Source organism: Vibrio parahaemolyticus (genome assembly GCF_900460535.1).
Classification (GTDB): Bacteria; Pseudomonadota; Gammaproteobacteria; order Enterobacterales; family Vibrionaceae; genus Vibrio; species Vibrio parahaemolyticus.
Window position 1 is genome coordinate 214,868 of record NZ_UHIL01000001.1, and the last position, 20,428, is coordinate 235,295.

At 47.2% G+C, this 20,428-nt stretch carries 16 protein-coding genes and 1 pseudogene; 6 read left to right on the forward strand and 11 right to left on the reverse strand.

Annotation, left to right across the window (positions count from 1 at the left end):
• Positions 1–83: 83 nt before the first annotated feature.
• The 8 genes from mnmE to DYB02_RS01195 form a co-directional block, all read right to left on the reverse strand.
• Positions 84–1,445 carry a tRNA uridine-5-carboxymethylaminomethyl(34) synthesis GTPase MnmE gene (gene mnmE / locus DYB02_RS01160; protein ID WP_005458483.1) on the reverse strand — a complete coding sequence of 454 codons (1,362 nt, stop codon included), beginning with the start codon at positions 1,443–1,445 and terminating at the stop codon, positions 84–86.
• Positions 1,446–1,561: 116 nt separating this feature from the next.
• Complete coding sequence (gene yidC, locus DYB02_RS01165; protein ID WP_005497514.1) at positions 1,562–3,184, reverse strand: membrane protein insertase YidC; 1,623 nt, start codon at positions 3,182–3,184, stop codon at positions 1,562–1,564.
• A gap of 2 nt (positions 3,185–3,186) precedes the next feature.
• Positions 3,187–3,444 (reverse strand): membrane protein insertion efficiency factor YidD, encoded by a 258-nt coding sequence (yidD, locus tag DYB02_RS01170; protein WP_005378822.1) that lies wholly within the window; start codon positions 3,442–3,444, stop codon positions 3,187–3,189.
• Positions 3,411–3,734: a ribonuclease P protein component gene (rnpA, locus tag DYB02_RS01175; protein ID WP_015296021.1), complete on the reverse strand. Its 324-nt coding sequence runs from the start codon at positions 3,732–3,734 to the stop codon at positions 3,411–3,413. Before rnpA ends, yidD begins: the two co-directional genes overlap by 34 nt.
• A gap of 46 nt (positions 3,735–3,780) precedes the next feature.
• Positions 3,781–3,915, reverse strand: a complete 135-nt coding sequence (rpmH, locus tag DYB02_RS01180; RefSeq protein ID WP_005378825.1) for a 50S ribosomal protein L34 — start codon at positions 3,913–3,915, stop codon at positions 3,781–3,783.
• A 241-nt stretch (positions 3,916–4,156) separates the two neighbouring features.
• A complete protein-coding gene (locus DYB02_RS01185) occupies positions 4,157–4,894 on the reverse strand; it encodes an amino acid ABC transporter ATP-binding protein (protein WP_005481188.1) in 738 nt (245 codons plus the stop codon).
• Positions 4,891–5,562 carry an amino acid ABC transporter permease gene (locus DYB02_RS01190; RefSeq protein WP_005497519.1) on the reverse strand — a complete coding sequence of 224 codons (672 nt, stop codon included), beginning with the start codon at positions 5,560–5,562 and terminating at the stop codon, positions 4,891–4,893. Before DYB02_RS01190 ends, DYB02_RS01185 begins: the two co-directional genes overlap by 4 nt.
• A gap of 115 nt (positions 5,563–5,677) precedes the next feature.
• Positions 5,678–6,424 (reverse strand): amino acid ABC transporter substrate-binding protein, encoded by a 747-nt coding sequence (locus tag DYB02_RS01195; protein ID WP_005497521.1) that lies wholly within the window; start codon positions 6,422–6,424, stop codon positions 5,678–5,680.
• A 428-nt stretch (positions 6,425–6,852) separates the two neighbouring features.
• Between DYB02_RS01195 and dnaA the strand changes: the two genes are divergently transcribed.
• The 6 genes from dnaA (at position 6,853) to DYB02_RS01245 (ending at position 14,683) form a co-directional block, all read left to right on the forward strand.
• Entirely contained in the window at positions 6,853–8,259 is a 1,407-nt protein-coding gene (dnaA, locus tag DYB02_RS01210) for a chromosomal replication initiator protein DnaA (protein ID WP_029804517.1), read from the forward strand.
• Between the two features lie 63 nt (positions 8,260–8,322).
• Complete coding sequence (dnaN, locus tag DYB02_RS01215; protein ID WP_029804515.1) at positions 8,323–9,423, forward strand: DNA polymerase III subunit beta; 1,101 nt, start codon at positions 8,323–8,325, stop codon at positions 9,421–9,423.
• A 9-nt stretch (positions 9,424–9,432) separates the two neighbouring features.
• Positions 9,433–10,512, forward strand: coding sequence for a DNA replication/repair protein RecF (gene recF, locus DYB02_RS01220; protein ID WP_005458661.1), 1,080 nt, complete (start codon positions 9,433–9,435; stop codon positions 10,510–10,512).
• A 13-nt stretch (positions 10,513–10,525) separates the two neighbouring features.
• On the forward strand, positions 10,526–12,943 hold the full coding sequence (gyrB, locus tag DYB02_RS01225) for a DNA topoisomerase (ATP-hydrolyzing) subunit B (RefSeq protein ID WP_020904416.1): 2,418 nt from the start codon (positions 10,526–10,528) through the stop codon (positions 12,941–12,943).
• A gap of 348 nt (positions 12,944–13,291) precedes the next feature.
• Positions 13,292–13,708, forward strand: coding sequence for a GreA/GreB family elongation factor (locus tag DYB02_RS01235; protein WP_024703786.1), 417 nt, complete (start codon positions 13,292–13,294; stop codon positions 13,706–13,708).
• A gap of 537 nt (positions 13,709–14,245) precedes the next feature.
• On the forward strand, positions 14,246–14,683 hold the full coding sequence (locus DYB02_RS01245; protein WP_005458680.1) for an Hsp20 family protein: 438 nt from the start codon (positions 14,246–14,248) through the stop codon (positions 14,681–14,683).
• A gap of 84 nt (positions 14,684–14,767) precedes the next feature.
• On the opposite strand, the gene DYB02_RS01250 is transcribed toward DYB02_RS01245, so the two are convergent.
• The 3 genes and pseudogenes from DYB02_RS01250 to glyS form a co-directional block, all read right to left on the reverse strand.
• Positions 14,768–16,021, reverse strand: a complete 1,254-nt coding sequence (locus DYB02_RS01250; protein ID WP_029804514.1) for a valine--pyruvate transaminase — start codon at positions 16,019–16,021, stop codon at positions 14,768–14,770.
• Positions 16,022–16,238: 217 nt separating this feature from the next.
• Positions 16,239–18,092: pseudogene (locus DYB02_RS01255) on the reverse strand (alpha-amylase); the annotation flags it as partial.
• Positions 18,093–18,361: 269 nt separating this feature from the next.
• Positions 18,362–20,428 carry a glycine--tRNA ligase subunit beta gene (glyS, locus tag DYB02_RS01260; protein ID WP_024699587.1) on the reverse strand — a complete coding sequence of 689 codons (2,067 nt, stop codon included), beginning with the start codon at positions 20,426–20,428 and terminating at the stop codon, positions 18,362–18,364.

Genomic DNA, 20,428 nt, shown 5'->3' on the forward strand with positions numbered 1-20,428 from the left:
TGGACACGATGTGAATCGCGAATGGATGTGTCCATATAAAAAGAAACGCGGCACTAAAACAAGGTTTTGTGCCGCGTATTGGATTATTTACCAATACAGAATGAAGAGAAGATACGCCCGAGTAGGTCGTCAGAGCTGAACTCCCCGGTTATCTCATTCAGGTGCTGCTGAGTGATGCGTAGCTCTTCGGCAAGGATTTCACCTGCCATATAGCCTTCAAGTTGCTCTTGGCCGATTTGCAGATGTTGAGCTGCACGTTCTAGTGCGTCCAAGTGACGACGGCGCGCCATAAAGCCACCCTCAGTATTACCTGAGAAACCCATGCACTCTTTTAGGTGGTTACGCAGCGCATCGACACCCGCCCCGGTTTTTGCTGAAAGGCGAATCAGAGTAGGATCATTCACATGACAGATCCCCATATCTTCACCTGTTTGATCCGCTTTGTTGCGGATCACCGTCATGCCAATGCTTTCTGGCAGGCGATCGACAAAATCGGGCCAAATTTCTTTTGGATCGGTGGCATCGGTCGTTGTGCCATCCACCATAAACAGTACGCGGTCGGCTTGCGCGATTTCATCCCAAGCGCGTTCGATACCGATTTTTTCGACTTCATCAGAAGCGTCACGCAAGCCAGCAGTATCGATGATGTGCAAAGGCATACCGTCAATATGGATGTGCTCACGCAGCACGTCACGCGTGGTACCTGCGATGTCTGTTACGATTGCGGACTCTTTGCCCGACAGCGCGTTCAGTAGGCTTGATTTACCCGCATTTGGACGACCAGCAATCACGACTTTCATGCCTTCGCGCATGATCGCGCCTTGGTTCGCTTCTTTGCGTACCGCATCGAGGTTATCGATGATAGCTTGCAGATCTCCTGCAACTTTACCATCGGCAAGAAAATCGATTTCTTCTTCAGGGAAGTCGATGGCCGCTTCCACATAGATGCGAAGATGAATCAGTGATTCCACCAGCGTTTGAATACGCTGCGAGAACTGGCCTTGTAGCGATTGTAGCGCCGATTTCGCTGCTTCTTCAGAGCTAGCATCAATCAGGTCGGCAATCGCTTCTGCCTGAGTCAAGTCCATCTTGTCGTTCAAGAACGCACGTTCCGAGAACTCACCAGGACGGGCTGCTCGTACGCCAGCTATGCCCAGAATACGTTTAATCAGCATATCCATGACCACTGGGCCACCGTGACCTTGCAGTTCTAATACGTCTTCGCCCGTGAACGAGTGCGGGTTAGGGAAGTACAGTGCAATGCCTTGGTCGAGCACCGTGCCGTCTTCGGCTTGAAACGGCAGGTATTCAGCGTAACGCGGTTTTAGAGTCTTCCCTGTGACTTCCAATGCCACTTGGTTGGCCTTAGGGCCTGAAACACGAATAATGCCGACACCACCACGACCGGGTGCAGTAGCTTGAGCGACAATCGTATCTGTAGTCATAATCTTGCCTTTTGAGCTGGGCTCGGTGGAGCCATCACTATTAATTAGCTGAATTGTAATCAGCCAAAAACAAAAAGGCGACCTTTTGGCCGCCTTTCTTATTCTTTTGTTAAAGGTTACTTAGTGTGTAAGCCTTTTTTCTCCAGCGCTTTGTAAATCAAGGTTTGCTGGATCAGAGTAACGATGTTCGACACCAACCAGTACAGAACTAGGCCTGATGGGAAGAACAAGAAGAAGAAGGTAAACATAACCGGCATAAAGGTCATGATCTTCTGCTGCATTGGATCCGTTACGGTTGTTGGGCTCATCTTCTGGATTAGGAACATTGAAGCACCCATCAGTAGTGGCAGGATGTAGTAAGGGTCCTGCGCTGAAAGGTCATGAATCCAACCGAAGAATGGAGAGTGACGAAGCTCAACCGATTCCATTAGCGCCCAGTATAGTGCGATGAAGATAGGCATCTGTAGAACAAGAGGAAGACAGCCACCCAGTGGGTTTACTTTCTCTTTCTTGTACAGTTCCATCATCTCTTGGCTCATGCGTTGACGGTCGTCGCCAATACGCTCACGCATAGCTTGCAGCTTAGGCTGTAGCATGCGCATTTTCGCCATAGACGTGTATTGCGCTTTCGTTAGTGGGTACATTGCACCACGAACGATGAAGGTCAAACAGATGATTGCCACACCCCAGTTACCCACGAAGCTTTGGATGAAAGCAAGCAGTGAGTGAAGTGGTTTAGCGATGAACCATAGCCAGCCGTAGTCCACTACTAGGTCTAGGTTTGGTGCCACTGCTGCCATTTCTTGTTGTAGCTTAGGACCAACCCAAAGTGTTGCTTCAAACTTCGCTTGGTCACCCGTCGCGATCGTTTTGTTCGGCATACGTACGCCGATATCGCCTAGGTTGCCAATTACGCGAGTGTAAAGGTTAGTACCTGGTTCGTTACGAGGGATCCAAGCAGCTGCGAAGTAGTGTTGGATCATTGCTGCCCAACCTTGGCCATCTGCTAGGTTGATAGACAGGTTACGATCCTGCATATCTTCAAAGCTGTATTTTTTGTAACGAGTATCTTCAGTTGAGTAAGCACCGCCACGGTAGGTTGGCATTGTGATGCTACCACCAGCGTCCATTAGGTTTTGACGTAGGTGTGCGTACATACCGAAGGTTGCGTTGTTACCAGAGTTGTTCGCTACATCGTATTCAACGTTCAGCGCGTAGCTGCCGCGTTTTAATACGTAAGTTTTTGTGTATTCGATACCGTTTGCAGTAAATGTCATCGGAACGCGTAGTTCGTCTTGACCGTCAGCTAGAGTGAAGCTGTCTGCGCTCACATTGTAGTGAGGACGGTTAGAGCTGCTTAGATCGATACCTTGAGGACCAACAAGACCGCTTTGTGCGATGAATTGATGACCTTGTGTGTCTTTTAGCAGAACGAATGGGTCTGATGAATCAAGTTCAGCAGAGTATTGGTTTAGGTCGGCATGTACCACATCGCCACCAACGGTGTCGATCGACAGAGTTAAAACATCAGTCGTTACTGTGATAGTTTTTGCAGAAGCTTGCTGTTGACCAGGAACTGGGTCCAGCTCATCAGCAAAAGATGGTGCAGGTAGAGTGCTGCTTGATTGAGCCTGTTCAACCGCTTGAGGTGCTGGATTCTTTGCGACTTGCCATTGTTGAAATAGCAAGAAAGAAACCAGTGCCAGAGCGATGAGCAGGATATTACGTTGAGAATCCATCGTTAGTTATCTCTGTCTTGTTTTTGGACTGGTGGAACGGGGTCATACCCCCCTTCATTCAAAGGGTGGCATTTTAATAGACGTTTGCCTGATAACCAACATCCTTTTACAAAACCGTGAGCTCTCAAAGCTTCTAGCGCGTAAGTGGAACAAGTTGGTGTGAACCGGCAACGAGGACCAATCAGAGGGCTGATAAACCAGCGATAAAGATAAACGAGCCCAATGGCTATCCACGTGAAGGGCGAGACAGGCGTTGCCATAGCTTATCAAACAACTTAAAAATTTCCTCATTGCTTAAATCTTGCGCGCTTTTCTTCGCGATCACAACAAAATCTTTGTTTGGAAGCTGATGTTGAGAGTTACGAAAGCTTTCACGAGCCAAACGCTTAAAGCGGTTACGACCGACAGCAGTTTTGATTTGCTTTTTCGGAACAGCTAAACCTAATCGTGGATGAGAAAGTTTGTTATTGCGAGCAATGATGGTGAAATGAGGCGAGCCAGCTCGGTGAGCTTGCTGGAAGACGTTTTGATAATGCTCGGGAGTTAACAAGCGTAACTCCCGATTAAACGCGTACGTGTTCAAAATAAACTAGCGATTATTTTGATAGGCGCGCACGGCCTTTTGCACGACGTGCGTTGATAACTTTACGACCGTTCTTAGTTGCCATGCGAGCACGGAAGCCGTGAGTACGCTTGCGCTTTAGAACTGTAGGTTGAAAAGTGCGTTTCATGATAATTACCTTTACTGATCAGTAGTTTTAGGTTCTTGTTAAACCCGGCGTGGGCATCTGTTTTCTTTATAAAGAAGCTCTTTATATAGAGAAGAACAACCGACGCCTCTCAACAAAGAGGCGGAATTGTAATCACACTCACATAATGTGTCAATGACTCAATGAGTACGAAATTCCGGCCGGGCGATTATACGTAGTGTGAGTAAAATCTCAAGGATCAATCGATCCTGTTGCTTGATCGTTACTCTATTCCTACTTGGTTAAGGAATTTTTTCAAACGAGGATCTTGTGGATTATCGAAAATATCCTGTGGAGAACCTTGTTCGACGATGTTGCCTTCCGCCATAAAGATCACCCGATCGGCGACTTCTTTAGCAAATTGCATCTCGTGTGTTACCACCAGCATGGTTTGATGCTGATTGGCTAACTTCTTCATTAATGAGAGAACTTCACCGACCCATTCCGGATCCAGTGCGGAAGTTGGCTCATCAAAAAGTAACAGTTCTGGCTGTAACGCCATAGCGCGACCGATGCCGACACGCTGCTGCTGGCCACCAGATAGAGCTGCCGGGTAGCTGTCACCTTTCTCGCCAAGGCCAATATCATCCAGAATCTGCTGTGCACGAGTCAGAGCTTCCTGTTTCTTCCAGCCACGCACGGTAATCAAACCTTCGGCAATATTCTGGCGAGCCGTCATGTGCGCAAAAAGGGCATAATTTTGGAAAACAAACCCAGTACGGCGACGCAGCGCCAAGACTTCGGCTTTCGTGTGCTTTTGTGTATCGACAGAGATGTCGTCGATAGTGATACGACCTTCGTCGGCCTGCTCAAGGAAGTTAACGGTGCGCAACAGGGTCGACTTACCCGTACCGCTAGAGCCGATAATCACGATGATCTCACCCTGTTTGATATCGAGATCAATGCCTTTCAGGACTTCAGTATCGCCAAAGCGCTTGTGGATATTTTCTAATTTGATCATCGTACGTACGCCTTATTCAGTTTCGCTTCAGCCCAAATTTGTACTCGAGTCAGAATCACCACCACGCCCCAGTAAATCAGAGCGACAGCAAGGAAAGCTTCGAAGAAGCGGAAACTAGAAGAGGCTTCCATTTGCGCTTTAGCCATGATTTCTGCCACGCCAAGCGTAAAGGCGAGGGAAGTCGACTTAATCATATCAATGAAGTAGTTCATCAATGAGGGCAGTGCTACTCGTGTTGCTTGTGGCAGAATCACGCGACGCATCGCTTGTGGCGTTGTCATGCCGACCGATAGGCTCGCTTCCATTTGGCTACGATCAATTCCGATGATTGCAGCACGAATACTCTCGGCCATATAAGCGGCAAAGTGCAATGTTAAACCAATCACTGCGGCAGAAAATGCATCGATGCCCACCATCACAGGGAAGATTTGTGGCAAGCCGTAATAAAGCAGGAAAAGTTGTACTAACAGTGGGGTACCACGGAAGAAGCTGATGTACAGTTGACTCAATTGGTCGAGAACTGGCAGCTTAAATACGCGAATGTTCGCCAAAATGACGGCTAAAATCAGTGAAAAGACCAAGCCCCATGTGGCCATTTCCATGGTTGTGCCAAGATATTTGAGCAATATCGGCAGCAGTTCCAACATGTAATTAAAATCAAATCCCATACGGCTTACCTAAAGGCTAGAGAAAAGAAAAGGTGGAAAACAATGTTCCACCTTCACATGAGTTTATTTTAGGTCGAGAGTTGCGATTGTTCGCATTCTCGAAAGCAAAGTAGCATTACTTCGTGATGTCAGCACCAAACCACTTCACTGAAATCTTTTCTACTGTACCATCTGCACGCATCTCTGCTAGTGCTTTATTCACTTCCGCTTGTAGCTTCTGACCTTTTTCATTGTTAACGAAAGGCCATGCGTTTTGAATGGTTTCAAACGGTTCACCTGCCAGTTCCAGTGGCAGACCAGTTTTCTTGATCAGTTCTAGCGCGGATAAACGATCCATCACGAAAGCGTCTGCACGGCCAAGTGCAACATCATGCTCGATACCAGTGTCGTAAGTTTTGATGTTGATTTTGCCATCTTTGTCGTATTGGCGTAGTAACTGCTCAAAGTTAGAACCCAGGTTAACCGCAACGGTTTTGCCTGCTAGATCGTCTACACCTTTGATGCTGTCGTTGCCTTTACGTACCGTGATTTGCGCGCCGTCGATCACATAAGGGTCTGCAAACAGGTATTTCGCTTTGCGCTCATCTGTCATGGTGATTTGGTTTGAGATTGTATCGATGCGGCCAGTTTCTAAAAGACCAAACAAACCTGAGAAGTTCGACGTCACGTATTCGATCTTGTAGTCGTTACGCTTACCGATCTCATCCCACATATCCACCTCAAAGCCTTGTAGCTTGTCTTGCTTCACGAAAGTGAATGGGAAGTAACGGCCAGACATGCCCACCTTGACTTCAGTTGCGGCTTGAACAGTCGCGGCAGATAGTGCGATGGCTGCAACGGCAACCTTAACCCAGTTTTTCATAATACATCTCCATATTTTTATAGTTGGAAATACTACTGTTAGTTAGCTCAATTAAATAAATAACCAAGAGCAATAACCTAGACCAGAGAGTAATAAGTTCTCATTTGGTTTAGATAATAGACAATTTGGCAAGGAGGCGATGGAAAAACGATCGAATCAAAGCGAAAGGATCGAAAAAAGAGGCGCTGGAAAGAAAATAATACACAGAGTTATCACCAATCTGTCGATCTCGCTAAATTTGCCCAAATGTGGATCAATGTGTGGGCAAATTTGGGGCAAGGTGTGTTGATCTCACCAAGTTTGGCGAAATAATTGTGAATAACTTAGATCTTATTCACTTGATCGTCGATCAATTGCTGGCGATCTTGGTTATCAACAGGTAAAATTGCCAGTCTTTTCCGATAATTCAATTACTCAGTGGGGGCACCGTGTCATCTTCGCTTTGGCTGCAATGTTTGCAGCAGCTTCAAGAAGAGCTACCAGCTACAGAATTCAGTATGTGGGTTCGTCCGTTACAAGCGGAGCTCAATGACAATACTCTCACTCTATTCGCGCCAAACCGCTTTGTGTTGGATTGGGTGCGTGATAAGTATCTGAACAGCATTACTCGTTTACTGCAGGAATACTGTGGTAACGACATCCCGAATTTACGCTTTGAAGTGGGCAGTCGCCCAGTTTCTGCGCTTAAGCCAGCACCGACACGTACGCCGGCGGATGTGGCTGCGGAATCTTCAGCGCCTGCGCAGTTGCAAGCACGTAAACCTGTGCACAAAACATGGGATGACGACCCTCAAGCGATTGCAGCGATCAATCACCGCTCAAACATGAACCCAAAACATAAGTTCGACAACTTCGTAGAAGGTAAATCGAACCAACTGGGTTTGGCTGCGGCGCGTCAGGTATCGGATAACCCAGGAGCAGCCTACAACCCACTGTTCCTTTACGGTGGTACTGGTCTAGGTAAAACTCACTTGCTTCACGCTGTGGGTAACGCGATTGTGGATAACAACCCGAACGCGAAAGTGGTGTACATGCACTCTGAGCGTTTCGTGCAAGACATGGTAAAAGCACTGCAAAACAATGCGATTGAAGAATTCAAGCGCTACTACCGCAGTGTGGATGCACTCCTTATCGATGACATCCAATTCTTTGCCAACAAAGAGCGCTCACAAGAAGAATTCTTCCATACCTTCAACGCATTGTTGGAAGGTAACCAACAGATCATCCTAACTTCTGACCGTTATCCAAAAGAGATCAGCGGGGTAGAGGATCGTCTGAAATCGCGCTTTGGTTGGGGTTTAACGGTTGCGATCGAGCCGCCTGAGCTAGAGACGCGTGTGGCGATCTTGATGAAGAAAGCTGAAGACCATCAAATTCATTTGGCTGACGAAGTTGCGTTCTTTATTGCAAAACGTCTGCGTTCCAACGTTCGTGAGTTGGAAGGCGCGTTGAACCGAGTCATTGCCAACGCGAACTTTACTGGCCGCCCAATCACCATCGACTTCGTTCGCGAAGCGCTGCGCGATCTGCTGGCGCTGCAAGAGAAGTTGGTGACCATTGACAACATTCAAAAGACGGTTGCTGAGTACTACAAAATCAAAGTGGCGGATCTGCTGTCTAAACGTCGTTCTCGCTCCGTTGCACGTCCTCGTCAATTGGCGATGGCACTGGCTAAAGAGCTAACTAACCACAGCTTGCCAGAAATCGGTGATGCGTTTGGTGGCCGAGACCATACGACCGTTTTGCATGCATGTCGCAAGATTGAGCAGCTGCGAGAAGAGAGCCACGATATTAAGGAAGATTACTCGAACTTGATTCGCACCCTGTCTTCTTAATCGGTTAGAATAACGGTATTCTAAGCAAATCAATTTTTGAGCTGACAGCGTAAAGAGCCAAGCATGAAATTTACTATTGAACGTAGTCATTTAATCAAACCGCTACAACAGGTTTCGGGCGCTTTGGGTGGCCGACCAACCCTGCCTATTTTGGGCAACCTACTCTTAAAAGTAGAAGAGAACGTGCTATCAATGACCGCGACTGACCTAGAAGTGGAATTGGTGAGCAAAGTGACTCTAGAAGGGGATTTCGAAGCGGGTAGCATTACCGTTCCTTCGCGTAAGTTTCTCGATATTTGCCGTGGCTTACCAGACGATGCGATCATCACTTTTGTGTTAGAAGGCGATCGCGTTCAAGTTCGTTCTGGTCGCAGCCGTTTCTCACTGGCAACGCTACCAGCGAATGACTTCCCGAACATTGAAGATTGGCAAAGTGAAGTTGAAGTATCACTGAGCCAAGCGGATCTGCGTACGCTTATCGACAAAACTCAGTTCTCGATGGCAAACCAAGACGTACGTTACTACCTCAACGGTATGTTGTTTGAAATCGATGGCACGACACTGCGTAGTGTGGCGACCGACGGTCACCGTATGGCAGTATCGCAAACTCAACTAGGTGCTGACTTCGCCCAAAAGCAAATCATCGTGCCACGCAAAGGTGTGCAGGAATTGGTTAAGCTGATGGATGCGCCAGAGCAACCTGTCGTTTTGCAAATTGGCAGCTCAAACGTGCGTGCAGAAGTGAACAACTTTATCTTCACGTCTAAACTGGTTGATGGCCGTTTCCCTGACTATCGCCGCGTATTACCGCAACATACCAACAAAACACTGATCGCAAGTTGTGATGAATTGCGCCAAGCGTTCTCGCGTGCTGCGATTCTTTCTAACGAAAAGTTCCGTGGTGTGCGTGTTAACTTAGCAGGCAGCGAAATGCGCATTACGGCAAACAACCCAGAGCAGGAAGAAGCCGAAGAGATGCTGGATGTGACCTTTGAAGGTGACCCAATCGAAATCGGCTTCAACGTTAGCTATGTGTTGGATGTGCTGAACACGCTACGTTGCGAGAAGGTACAAGTGTCGATGTCGGATGCCAATGCCAGTGCATTGATTGAAAATGCTGACGATGACAGTGCCATGTACGTGGTGATGCCAATTCGTCTATAAGCCAACTGAATGCCTCTTTCTCGTCTCATCATTCAGCAGTTTCGCAACATTAAAGCCTGTGATATTCAGTTATCAGCAGGCTTTAACTTTCTTATTGGACCGAACGGTAGCGGCAAAACCAGTGTCCTAGAAGCGATTTATTTACTCGGGCATGGTCGCTCATTCAAAAGCTCTCTCACTGGTCGTGTGATTCAAAATGAGTGTGATGAACTGTTTGTTCATGGTCGTTTTTTGAACTCGGATCAATTTGAGCTACCTATCGGCATTAATAAGCAGCGCGATGGCTCGACAGAGGTTAAAATAGGCGGTCAATCTGGGCAAAAATTAGCGCAATTGGCGCAAGTGTTACCGCTGCAGTTGATACATCCAGAAGGGTTTGATTTACTGACGGATGGTCCAAAACATCGCCGTGCATTCATCGATTGGGGCGTGTTTCATACCGAGCCAGCATTTTATGATGCATGGGGTCGTTTTAAGCGTCTCAACAAACAGAGAAATGCGTTGTTGAAGACCGCGAGTAGCTATCGTGAGCTCAGTTATTGGGATCAAGAGATGGCGCGTTTGGCGGAAAACATCAGCCAGTGGCGGTCACTGTACATTGAACAGATGAAAACCGTCGCAGAAACGATCTGTCAGACATTTTTGCCAGAATTTGAGATCCAATTGAAGTATTATCGTGGTTGGGATAAAGACACCCCATACCAAGAAATACTAGAAAAGAATTTCGAGCGTGATCAGTCTTTGGGGTACACCTTTAGTGGCCCGAATAAAGCTGATTTGCGCATTAAAGTGAATGGAACGCCCGTTGAGGATGTTCTGTCACGCGGTCAGTTAAAGCTGATGGTGTGTGCGTTGCGTGTGGCGCAAGGGCAACATCTTACAGCGATGACCGGTAAACAATGCATTTACCTAATTGACGACTTTGCGTCGGAATTAGATAGCCAACGTCGCAAGCGTCTTGCAGATTGCTTGAAAGAGACAGGCGCACAAGTATTTGTAAGCTCTATCACTGAAAACCAAATCGCCGACATGCTCGACGATAATGGCAAATTGTTTCATGTGGAACATGGCAGGATAGAGTCAAACTAGAAGAGAGAAACTCATGTCTGAAAATTACGATTCATCGAGTATTAAGGTACTGAAGGGTCTGGATGCGGTACGTAAGCGTCCAGGTATGTACATCGGGGACACGGACGACGGCACCGGCCTTCACCACATGGTTTTCGAGGTGGTGGATAACTCAATTGATGAAGCGTTGGCAGGTCACTGTAAAGACATCGTTGTGACAATTCATGAGGACAACTCGGTTTCCGTTAGCGATGATGGTCGTGGCATTCCAACAGAAATGCACCCAGAAGAAAAAGTATCAGCAGCAGAAGTTATCATGACCGTACTGCACGCTGGTGGTAAGTTCGATGATAACTCGTACAAAGTATCAGGCGGTCTTCACGGCGTGGGTGTTTCGGTAGTAAACGCACTGTCAGAAAAAGTGGTACTAACCATCCATCGTGGCGGTCATATCCACACGCAAACTTACCGTCATGGTGAGCCTGAAGCGCCTCTAGCGGTTGTGGGTGATACGGATAAAACTGGTACACAAATTCGTTTCTGGCCAAGTGCAGAAACTTTCTCTAACACTGAATTCCATTACGACATCCTAGCAAAACGTCTGCGTGAGCTATCGTTCTTGAACTCAGGCGTTTCTATCAAGCTTATTGATGAGCGCGAAGCGGACAAGCAAGATCACTTCATGTATGAAGGTGGTATTCAAGCGTTCGTTCAGCACTTAAACACCAACAAAACACCAATCATCGAGAAAATCTTCCACTTCGACTTAGAACGTGAAGACGGCATTTCGGTAGAAGTGGCAATGCAGTGGAACGATGGTTTCCAAGAGAACATCTTCTGTTTCACCAACAACATTCCACAGCGCGATGGTGGTACTCACCTTGCTGGTTTCCGTGCGGCACTAACACGTACGCTAAACAGCTTTATGGATAAAGAAGGCTTCTCGAAGAAAGCGAAAACGGCAACGTCAGGCGACGATGCGCGTGAAGGTTTGACTGCCGTTGTTTCAGTAAAAGTGCCTGATCCAAAATTCTCGAGCCAAACCAAAGACAAACTGGTTTCTTCTGAAGTGAAATCAGCGGTTGAATCGGCGATGGGTGAGAAGCTATCTGAGTTCTTGGTCGAAAACCCAAGTGAAGCGAAAATGGTTTGTTCGAAAATCATCGATGCAGCACGTGCACGTGAAGCCGCACGTAAAGCGCGTGAAATGACTCGTCGTAAAGGCGCGCTAGACCTAGCAGGCCTACCAGGCAAACTTGCAGACTGTCAGGAAAAAGATCCGGCACTCTCTGAACTATACATTGTGGAGGGTGACTCTGCGGGTGGTTCAGCTAAGCAGGGTCGTAATCGTAAGAATCAGGCAATCCTACCACTGAAAGGTAAGATCCTGAACGTAGAAAAAGCACGTTTCGACAAGATGTTGTCTTCGCAAGAAGTTGCAACGCTTATTACAGCACTTGGCTGTGGTATCGGTCGTGACGAGTACAACCCGGACAAACTGCGTTACCACAACATCATCATCATGACCGATGCTGACGTCGATGGTTCGCACATTCGTACGCTACTGTTGACCTTCTTCTACCGTCAAATGCCAGAGCTTATCGAGCGTGGTTACGTGTACATCGCTCAGCCACCACTATACAAAGTGAAGAAGGGCAAACAAGAGCAGTACATCAAAGATGAAGAAGCGATGAACCAATACCAAGTATCATTGGCATTGGACAACGCATCACTGCACGTAAACGCAGAAGCTCCAGCTCTAGCTGGCGAAGCACTAGAAAAACTGGTTCAACAATACAATGCAGGTATCAAGCTTGCTGACCGTATGAGCCGTCGTTACCCTCGCGCCTTAGTGCATGAGCTTATCTACACTTCTCGTCTAACGGCTGAGCAGTGTCATGATGCAGCAGTAGTAGAAGCTTGGACAAAACAACTTGTTGAGCAACTAAACGCGAAAGAAGTGGGCGCAAGCCAATACAGCTACGAAGTGGAGCTGCACGCAGAGCTTGGTTTGAGCCTGCCGAAGATTATTGTTCGTACACACGGTGTGACTCACGAGCACGCGCTAAGTGTTGATTTCCTAAACTCAAAAGAATACGGCAAGCTGGCGGACCTTTCTGAAGTCCTAGACGGTCTTCTAGAAGAGGGCGCGTACATCAAACGTGGTGAACGTACTCTGCCAGTATCAAGCTTTGCTGAAGCACTTGAGTGGTTGGTTAAAGAATCGATGCGTGGTCTAAGCCGTCAGCGCTACAAAGGTCTAGGTGAGATGAACCCAGATCAGCTTTGGGAAACCACAATGGACCCAGAGACGCGTCGCATGATGCAAGTAACGATTGAAGATGCAGTAGGCGCAGACCAATTGTTCACAACGCTAATGGGTGACCAAGTTGAACCTCGTCGTCACTTCATCGAAGAGAACGCACTGAAGGTTGCAAACCTAGACGTGTAGCGACAAGCGTTTTTAGATAGAAAAAAGCAGCGAGCCATCGCTGCTTTTTTGTTTCTTGGTGGTATGAAAATCACCACTTTATGCCAAGACTTTGGCTTTTCTGCTACTAACTGCCAGAGGCTTGAGTAGCGGCACCATTTTGTTTCCCTTTTCTGTTTTTCTTGCCATTTTGTTCGCTTGAGTGCTTTTGCTTTCTTTTTTCGGCTCGCTATAGTGCTGTAGAGCTTTCCAATTATACGAGGTTAGAAAACATGGTGACGATTTTCCTGAACTAAGCCGGAGGTGACGCACTTCCGGTTCAATGCACTGCAATTATCTGTAAGACAAGGCATTAAGAAGGAAAATATCATGTTTGAACGCTGGTTCACTGCGTACTGCTTGGCGCTGCGAACTTGGTGGTTAACCAGTCGCTTTTTAACCTATCAATCACCACTAAGATTACTGTCGCTGTTTGAAGTCTACGAACAGCAAATCCAGTGTCGCAACTTAGCCCGAATTGCGATTGGCGACACCGTTCGCTTAGTGGATCTTGACCGCTCCTATCAATATCGCATGACGTTAGTTGATTCACGTAAGAGCCAACCTCTTGCGGGGATGCTAGCTGTTGATTCGTACTTAGGTTCCCGATTGTTGGGGCGCTCTCAGGATGAGGTCTTAGAACTAGAGATATTCAACCAGCGCCGCTGCTTTGTGATTACCGAAATCATTCATCAATCACAGCCACCAACACCGCATCTGGTGTGTAGCTGTATGCTATGTCAGTAAAATAGAGGTGAAGTCATGAGTAAAAAAGACAAGAAGCAACCCCAGTTAAGCTTGAAAGAAAAACGTAAGTTGAAGCAAGAGAAAGCGGCCGAGCAAGGGATGGTGAAAGCGCGTAAACCATCTCGCAAATAAAAATTGCGGCTTATAAGCCCGCCGTAAGAGGTGGGCTTTGTATTGTTGTCGGGTAGGAAAAGCGAGCTTAATTTGAGGTCTTTGATAGGCGCGTTGAAATTTTTTTCATTTTGTCCCTTGAAAGCGATTTTTGATGACCTTATATCTAGTTGTGAAGAGGATGACTGGCTTGCTAGAGACTAGAAGACCAGCCCTCTGGAATCGCTAAAACGAGATCGCTCAAAAGAGGATATGGTGTTTTAGCACACAACTTAAACCTTTAGATTCAATATCATGTCTCCGAGCCAAACCAAGGCCTGTGGAATGATAAGAATCTCTTAGTTCGGCGTCGGTTTTTGCATAAACACGCCAGTAGGATGAAGTTCATCCGAACTAAGACTATTGCTTAATTAAGAGGATAGATTTATGCGTAACGTAGATTTCTCACCACTATACCGTAATGCAATTGGCTTTGATCGTCTGCTAAACCTGATGGAAGCGAATACAGCGAAAAATACTTCTGGCGGTTACCCTCCGTACAACATCGAGCAAAAAGATGAGCACAACTACCGTATTACTATGGCAGTTGCTGGTTTCTCTGAAGACCAACTCGATCTAACTCAAAATGAAAACATGTTGATCGTGAAGGGCGAGCGTAAAGCAGAAGAAGGCAAAAACTACGTGTACCAAGGCATTGCAGAGCGCGATTTTGAACGTAAGTTCCAACTAGCGGACTATGTAAAAGTGACTGGCGCTTCAATGGAAAACGGCCTATTACACATTGACTTGGTTCGTGAAATTCCAGAAGCAATGCAACCACGCAAAATTGCTATCGGTGGCAACAACCTGCTAGAAAGCAACTAATCAGCAAGTTATTTGCCCTATAGAGTGAGAAAGAGCGCCAGTTGGCGCTCTTTTTAATTTGTGTCTTTGATGTGGGAGTTTGCTTTACTGACCTTGTTGGTAAGCCTTTTCGACTTCTTCCGCGATAATCGCGATACCTTTCTGCATCATCTCATCGTCTTGAACGTAGTTCATGCGCAAGCACTGATGAGCATGGTCCCACTCGTCTTTCTGACCAATAAAGAAGTACTCACCCGGAACAATCAATACGCCACGCGCTTTCAAGCGTTGGTACAACTCCATTGTCGTAATTGGCAACTCATCAAACCATAACCACAAGAAGATCGCCCCCTCAGGTTTGTGGATACGGAATCTCTCATCGGTAATCGCCTGTTGTAGCAGTTCAACCGCGCGTTGTGATTTCTGCTTGTAGAACGGCTTAATCACCTCTGAACTCAGTTTGAGTAGATCGCCTTTAGCGATGATGTGGTTTGCCAATGCTGGGCCAACACTGCCTGGCGCTAAGCTGATGATGCCATTCATATTGGTGAGTGCTTGGGTGATTTCTTCACTCGCAATCACAATCCCACATCGCACACCCGGTACGCCAAGTTTAGATAAGCTCATGCACAGGATGGTGTTTTCATTCCAGAACGGTTCGACATCTTCAAAAATGATGTTCGGGAACGGCAAGCCGTACGCATTGTCGATGATCAGTGGGATGTTGTTCTCGCGCGCCAATTTGTCCAGTTTACGCACTTCTTCGTCAGTCAGTACGTTACCTGTTGGGTTGGTTGGGCGAGATGCACAAATTGCTGCGACGGAGTCATCGACGGTGAGCTTTTCAAAATCAACGTGATATTTGAATAGGCCGTTGTCGAGTAGCTCTATTTCTGGATGGTACGAAACAAAAATGTCTTCATCGATACCTGCATCACCGTAGCCAATGTATTCCGGTGCGATAGGCAACAGGACTTTTTTGTGCGAACCATCTGGCTGCTGACCAGCAAACAAATTAAATAGGTAGAAGAACCCGCTTTGGCTGCCATTCGTCAGGCTAATATTCTTCTCACTGATGTCCCAGCCGTATGTTTCACGAAACAGCTGAGCGAGCGCTTTGACGAACACGTCTTTACCCTGAGGGCCATCATAATTAGTGAGCGCGGCGACGAGTTCGCCACTGGCGAGCATTTCTTCACTGGCTTGGTGAAAGTAATCGAGCATGGCAGGAATGGCGGCCGGGTTACCCCCACCGAGCATGATGGCACCTGGCGTGCGTAGGCCATCATTCAAATCGTCCATTAACTGCGTAATACCTGAATACAGATTAAATTTTTCACCAAACTTTGAGAACTGCATGCTTACATATACCTAATTCATTGTGATTGCTTTATGTGTCTTGATTGCTGACGAAACATCAGCTTATAGAGTAATACTTGACCTTACCCTAATGTTATTACGACGCAAAGTGTGAATTTACTCGAAGAAGAAAAAAGTTTGTCATCAGACCAGATGGAGAGGATTTGGAATTAAAAAAGGGAAGCGAAATGCTTCCCTTGCTGGTGGAGTGAGTCGGTTATTCGCCAGTGTAAACAATCAGTACTTTGTCGTCTTGGTATTGGCGTTCGAATGCGTAGTAGCCTTCTTGATTACGAGTGATGTGCTTACCTTGAGCAACCGCTGGGTGGCGTTGACGGAATTCGCCCAATTTCTGCCAATGCTGTAGTAAGTCTTCACGCTCGCCATGAATCTTGTCCCATGGCATGTCGGAACGTGTACCTTGGGTCGGATCGGATCCAGTCACGCCAAAGTCACGAGCAATCTCATCGCCGTAGTAGATTTGTACTGCACCCGGTGCCAGCATTAACGCATTGGCGGCTCGAGCTTGGTCATCAAAGCTGCGGCTGCGAGCTGACCAAAACAGCTGTGTATCGTGCGAAGACAGGTAACTCAACACGTTGAATTCAGGATCGGAGTTAATACGCTCTGCATAGCGGCGGTAATCATTATCAAGTTGAGCGAAACACTTTAGCGCTTTTGGAGCCACGTCAGATTGGAACTCGAAGTTGATGATCGAATCGAAGCCGTTATCGAAATACGGGCTCTTCACCACGCTGTGTGCCCACACTTCGCCGGTCATCCAAAATGGCAGATCGTCTAGTGCTTTGTCGGGGTGGTTTTGTTTCCATTCGGCGAGGGCTTGAGTGGTACTTGCTTTGAGCTCTGCCCACGCTTCCATCTCAACGTGTTTGGCGGTATCGACGCGGAAGCCATCAATGCCGTAATCACGTACCCAATCCGATAGCCATGTGATCAGATGTTCTCGTGGGGTTTTCAACTCATCTTGCGCATTGGTGTTTTTATTGCGGAAGAAGTTTGGTAGTCCGGTTTTCTGCGTCGATTCGGTTTTGAGATCCGGTAGGTAGTTCAAAGACATGGTGATGTCGTTGTATCCCGGCGCATCGTAATCGCCAATGTCGGTGCGAATCCAATCTTTGCCCCACCATTTTTCCCATGCTTCACTATCACCGTATTTGATGTAGTCGTTGAAGCTGTGCCAGCTTTGTCCCGATTTTGGTTGCCAGTCGGTCCATTTTTCACCAAGGACTTCTTTGGCTTCTTGGTCATCAAGGTAAAGTTGACCAAAGCCGAATTCCTGCATGTCGGCTAATGTTGCGTAGCCAGTATGGTTCATGACCACATCCCAAATCACGCGGATGCCTTTCTTGTGCGCGGTATCGATGAAGGTTCTCAGCTCATCTTCGGTACCCATGTTGGCATCAAGCTTGGTCCAATCTTGGTGGTAGTAGCCGTGATAGCCGTAGTGTTTAAAGTCGCCTTTATCGCCGCCGCCAACCCAGCCGTGGATTTGTTCCAGTGGTGAGGTTATCCAGATGGCATTCACACCGAGGGATTCGATGTAATCGAGTTTTTTCGTCAGACCCGCTAAGTCACCACCGTGGAAGGTACCAATCTCGTATTTGCCGTCTTTGCTGCGACCATAGCTGTTGTCATTGTCTGGGTTGCCGTTATAGAAGCGGTCGGTCATGACAAAATACACCGTCGCGTTGTCCCAGCTGAAAGGTTTTTCGGCTTGCTGATCAACCTCTTCTAACAGTAATATACCTTGGCTAATCGGGCCTGGTTGCATGGTTACGCTGCCATTGGCGACGGTGGCTTCTTGCCCGGTTAAGGCGTCACGAACAACAGTGCCATCAGTAAAGGTTTGGGCTACGTTGATGGTGTTAGCTGTGTCGGTTGCAACAGGGCAAGAATAGGTGATGTCCTGACTTTGTTTTGGTTTGATTTTAACGGTTAGCTCATTGGTGTCTGGATTGAGCGTGAAGAGGTAGGTATTGGCTTTGAAAATGCGCAGCGGCATAGATGTGTCGGTTGCGCAGTTATCCATTTTTAATGGTGTATTGAATTTGGCTGCAGGCGCTCAGTAGGCCGATAGAGAGTGCGAGAATTGTTTTTTTCATTGTGTTCTTCCCCCGAATAAACAACCCAGTTATAGCAAAACTGTGCCTCTACAATCCGAGCTCTGCACCAACAAGTTCAACGCGTCTCACCCTACAAATTTTTGCCTTGTTCACAAAATGAATAATAAGAACAGGTTATCTCCGTTTGAAGGCAACAAAAAAGGGAAGCTGACGCTTCCCTTTTACTTATCTCTTAATCACTTCGAAGAGTAATGAATTACTTTTGAAGCAAAGAAATGTCTGCGATCTGTAGGAACAGGTTACGCAGGTTGTTTAGCAGTGTCAGACGGTTCTTCTTAAGTGCTTCGTCGTCTGCCATTACCATTACGTTATCGAAGAACGCATCCACTGGTTCACGTAGGTCAGCTAGCTTGCTTAGGGCTTCTTGGTAGTTACCTGTAGCAAATGCTGGCTCTAGCGCTTCTGTCATTACTTCAACGCTTTCTGCTAGTGCTTTCTCTGCGTCTTCTTGTAGAAGTGCTAGGTCAATTTCTTCTGCTAGTTCGCCGTCGAATTTCGCTAGGATGTTACCTACACGTTTGTTCGCTGCTGCTAGAGACTCTGCTGCTTCTAGTTCACGGAAGTGAGAAACCGCTTTTACACGTTGGTCGAAATCTGCTGGTTTCGTTGGGCGACGCGCTAGTACAGCTTGAATGATGTCTACGCTGAAGCCTTCGTCTTGGTACCAAGCACGGAAACGACCAAGCATGAACTCGATAACGTCTTGTTCAACGTTGTCGTTGGTTAGGCGGTCGCCGAACAGTGACTTCGCTTTCGCTACTAGGTCAACAAGATCTAGGTTGTAGCCGTATTCAACGATGATACGTAGTACACCTAGAGATGCGCGACGTAGTGCGAATGGGTCAGAACCTTTAGGCGCTTGACCAATACCGAAGATACCGACGATTGTGTCTAGCTTGTCAGCCATTGCAACTGCGGTTGAAACGCCGTTAGATGGCAGTTCATCACCTGCGAAACGAGGCATGTATTGCTCATTCAGTGCTACTGCAACTTCTTCTGCTTCACCGTCGTGGCGAGCGTAGTGCATGCCCATCACACCTTGAGTATCCGTGAATTCGAATACCATTGAGGTCATTAGGTCACATTTTGCTAGTAGACCAGCACGCTTTGATTTCTCAACGTCAGCACCGATTTGCTCAGCAATGTAGCCTGCAAGTTCAGTGATGCGGTCTGTTTTGTCTTTGATCGTACCCAGTTGCTGTTGGAAGATCGCTTGTTCTAGTTCAGGCAGACGGTCGATAAGCGGACGCTTACGGTCTGTATTGAAGAAAAACTCTGCGTCAGCAAGACGAGGACGAACCACTTTCTCGTTACCTTCAATTACGTAACGAGGCTCTTTTGATTCGATGTTCGATACGAAGATGAAGTTAGGTAGTAGCTTCTTGTTTTCATCGTAAACAGGGAAGTATTTTTGGTCACCTTTCATAGTGTAAACCAACGCTTCAGAAGGCACTTTTAGGAACTCTTCTTCAAACTTCGCTGTTAGAACTACTGGCCATTCAACCAGAGACGTTACTTCTTCTACTAGGTCATCTTCTAGATCAGCGATACCGCCAACCGCTGCTGCCGCTTTTTGTGCGTCAGCTAGGATGATTGCTTTACGCGCTTCGTAATCTGCCATTACTTTACCGCGCTCTTCTAGGATCGCAGGGTATTGCTCAGCAGAATCGATAGTGAACTCTTTTTCACCCATGAAGCGGTGACCACGGATAGTGCGGTCTGAAGCGACACCAAGGATCTCGCCTTCGATTAGATCGCTGCCCATTAGCATGGTTAGCGTCTTAACTGGACGGATAAATTGAGTCGTTTTGTTACCCCAGCGCATTGGTTTTGCGATAGGTAGGTTTGCTAGTGCTTTTGCTGCAAGTTCAACTACGATCTCAGACGTTGGCTGACCTTTCACTTCTTGTTTGAACAGTAGCCATTCGCCTTTGTCGGTTACCATGCGATCAGCTTGGTCAACCGTGATGCCACAACCGCGTGCCCAGCCTTGAGCTGCTTTGGTCGGGTTGCCTTCCGCGTCAAATGCTGCAGAAACCGCAGGACCACGTTTTTCAACAACTTTGTCTGATTGGCTTTCTGCCAATGCTGCGACTTTTAATGCAAGACGACGAGGTGCCGCGAACCATTTTACGCCTTCGTGAGCAAGCTCAGCGCCTTTTAGTTCTGCTTCGAAGTTTGCTGCGAATGCTTCAGCTAGAGTACGAAGTTGCGTTGGTGGTAGCTCTTCTGTACCTAGCTCGATTAGAAATTCTTTTGCCAT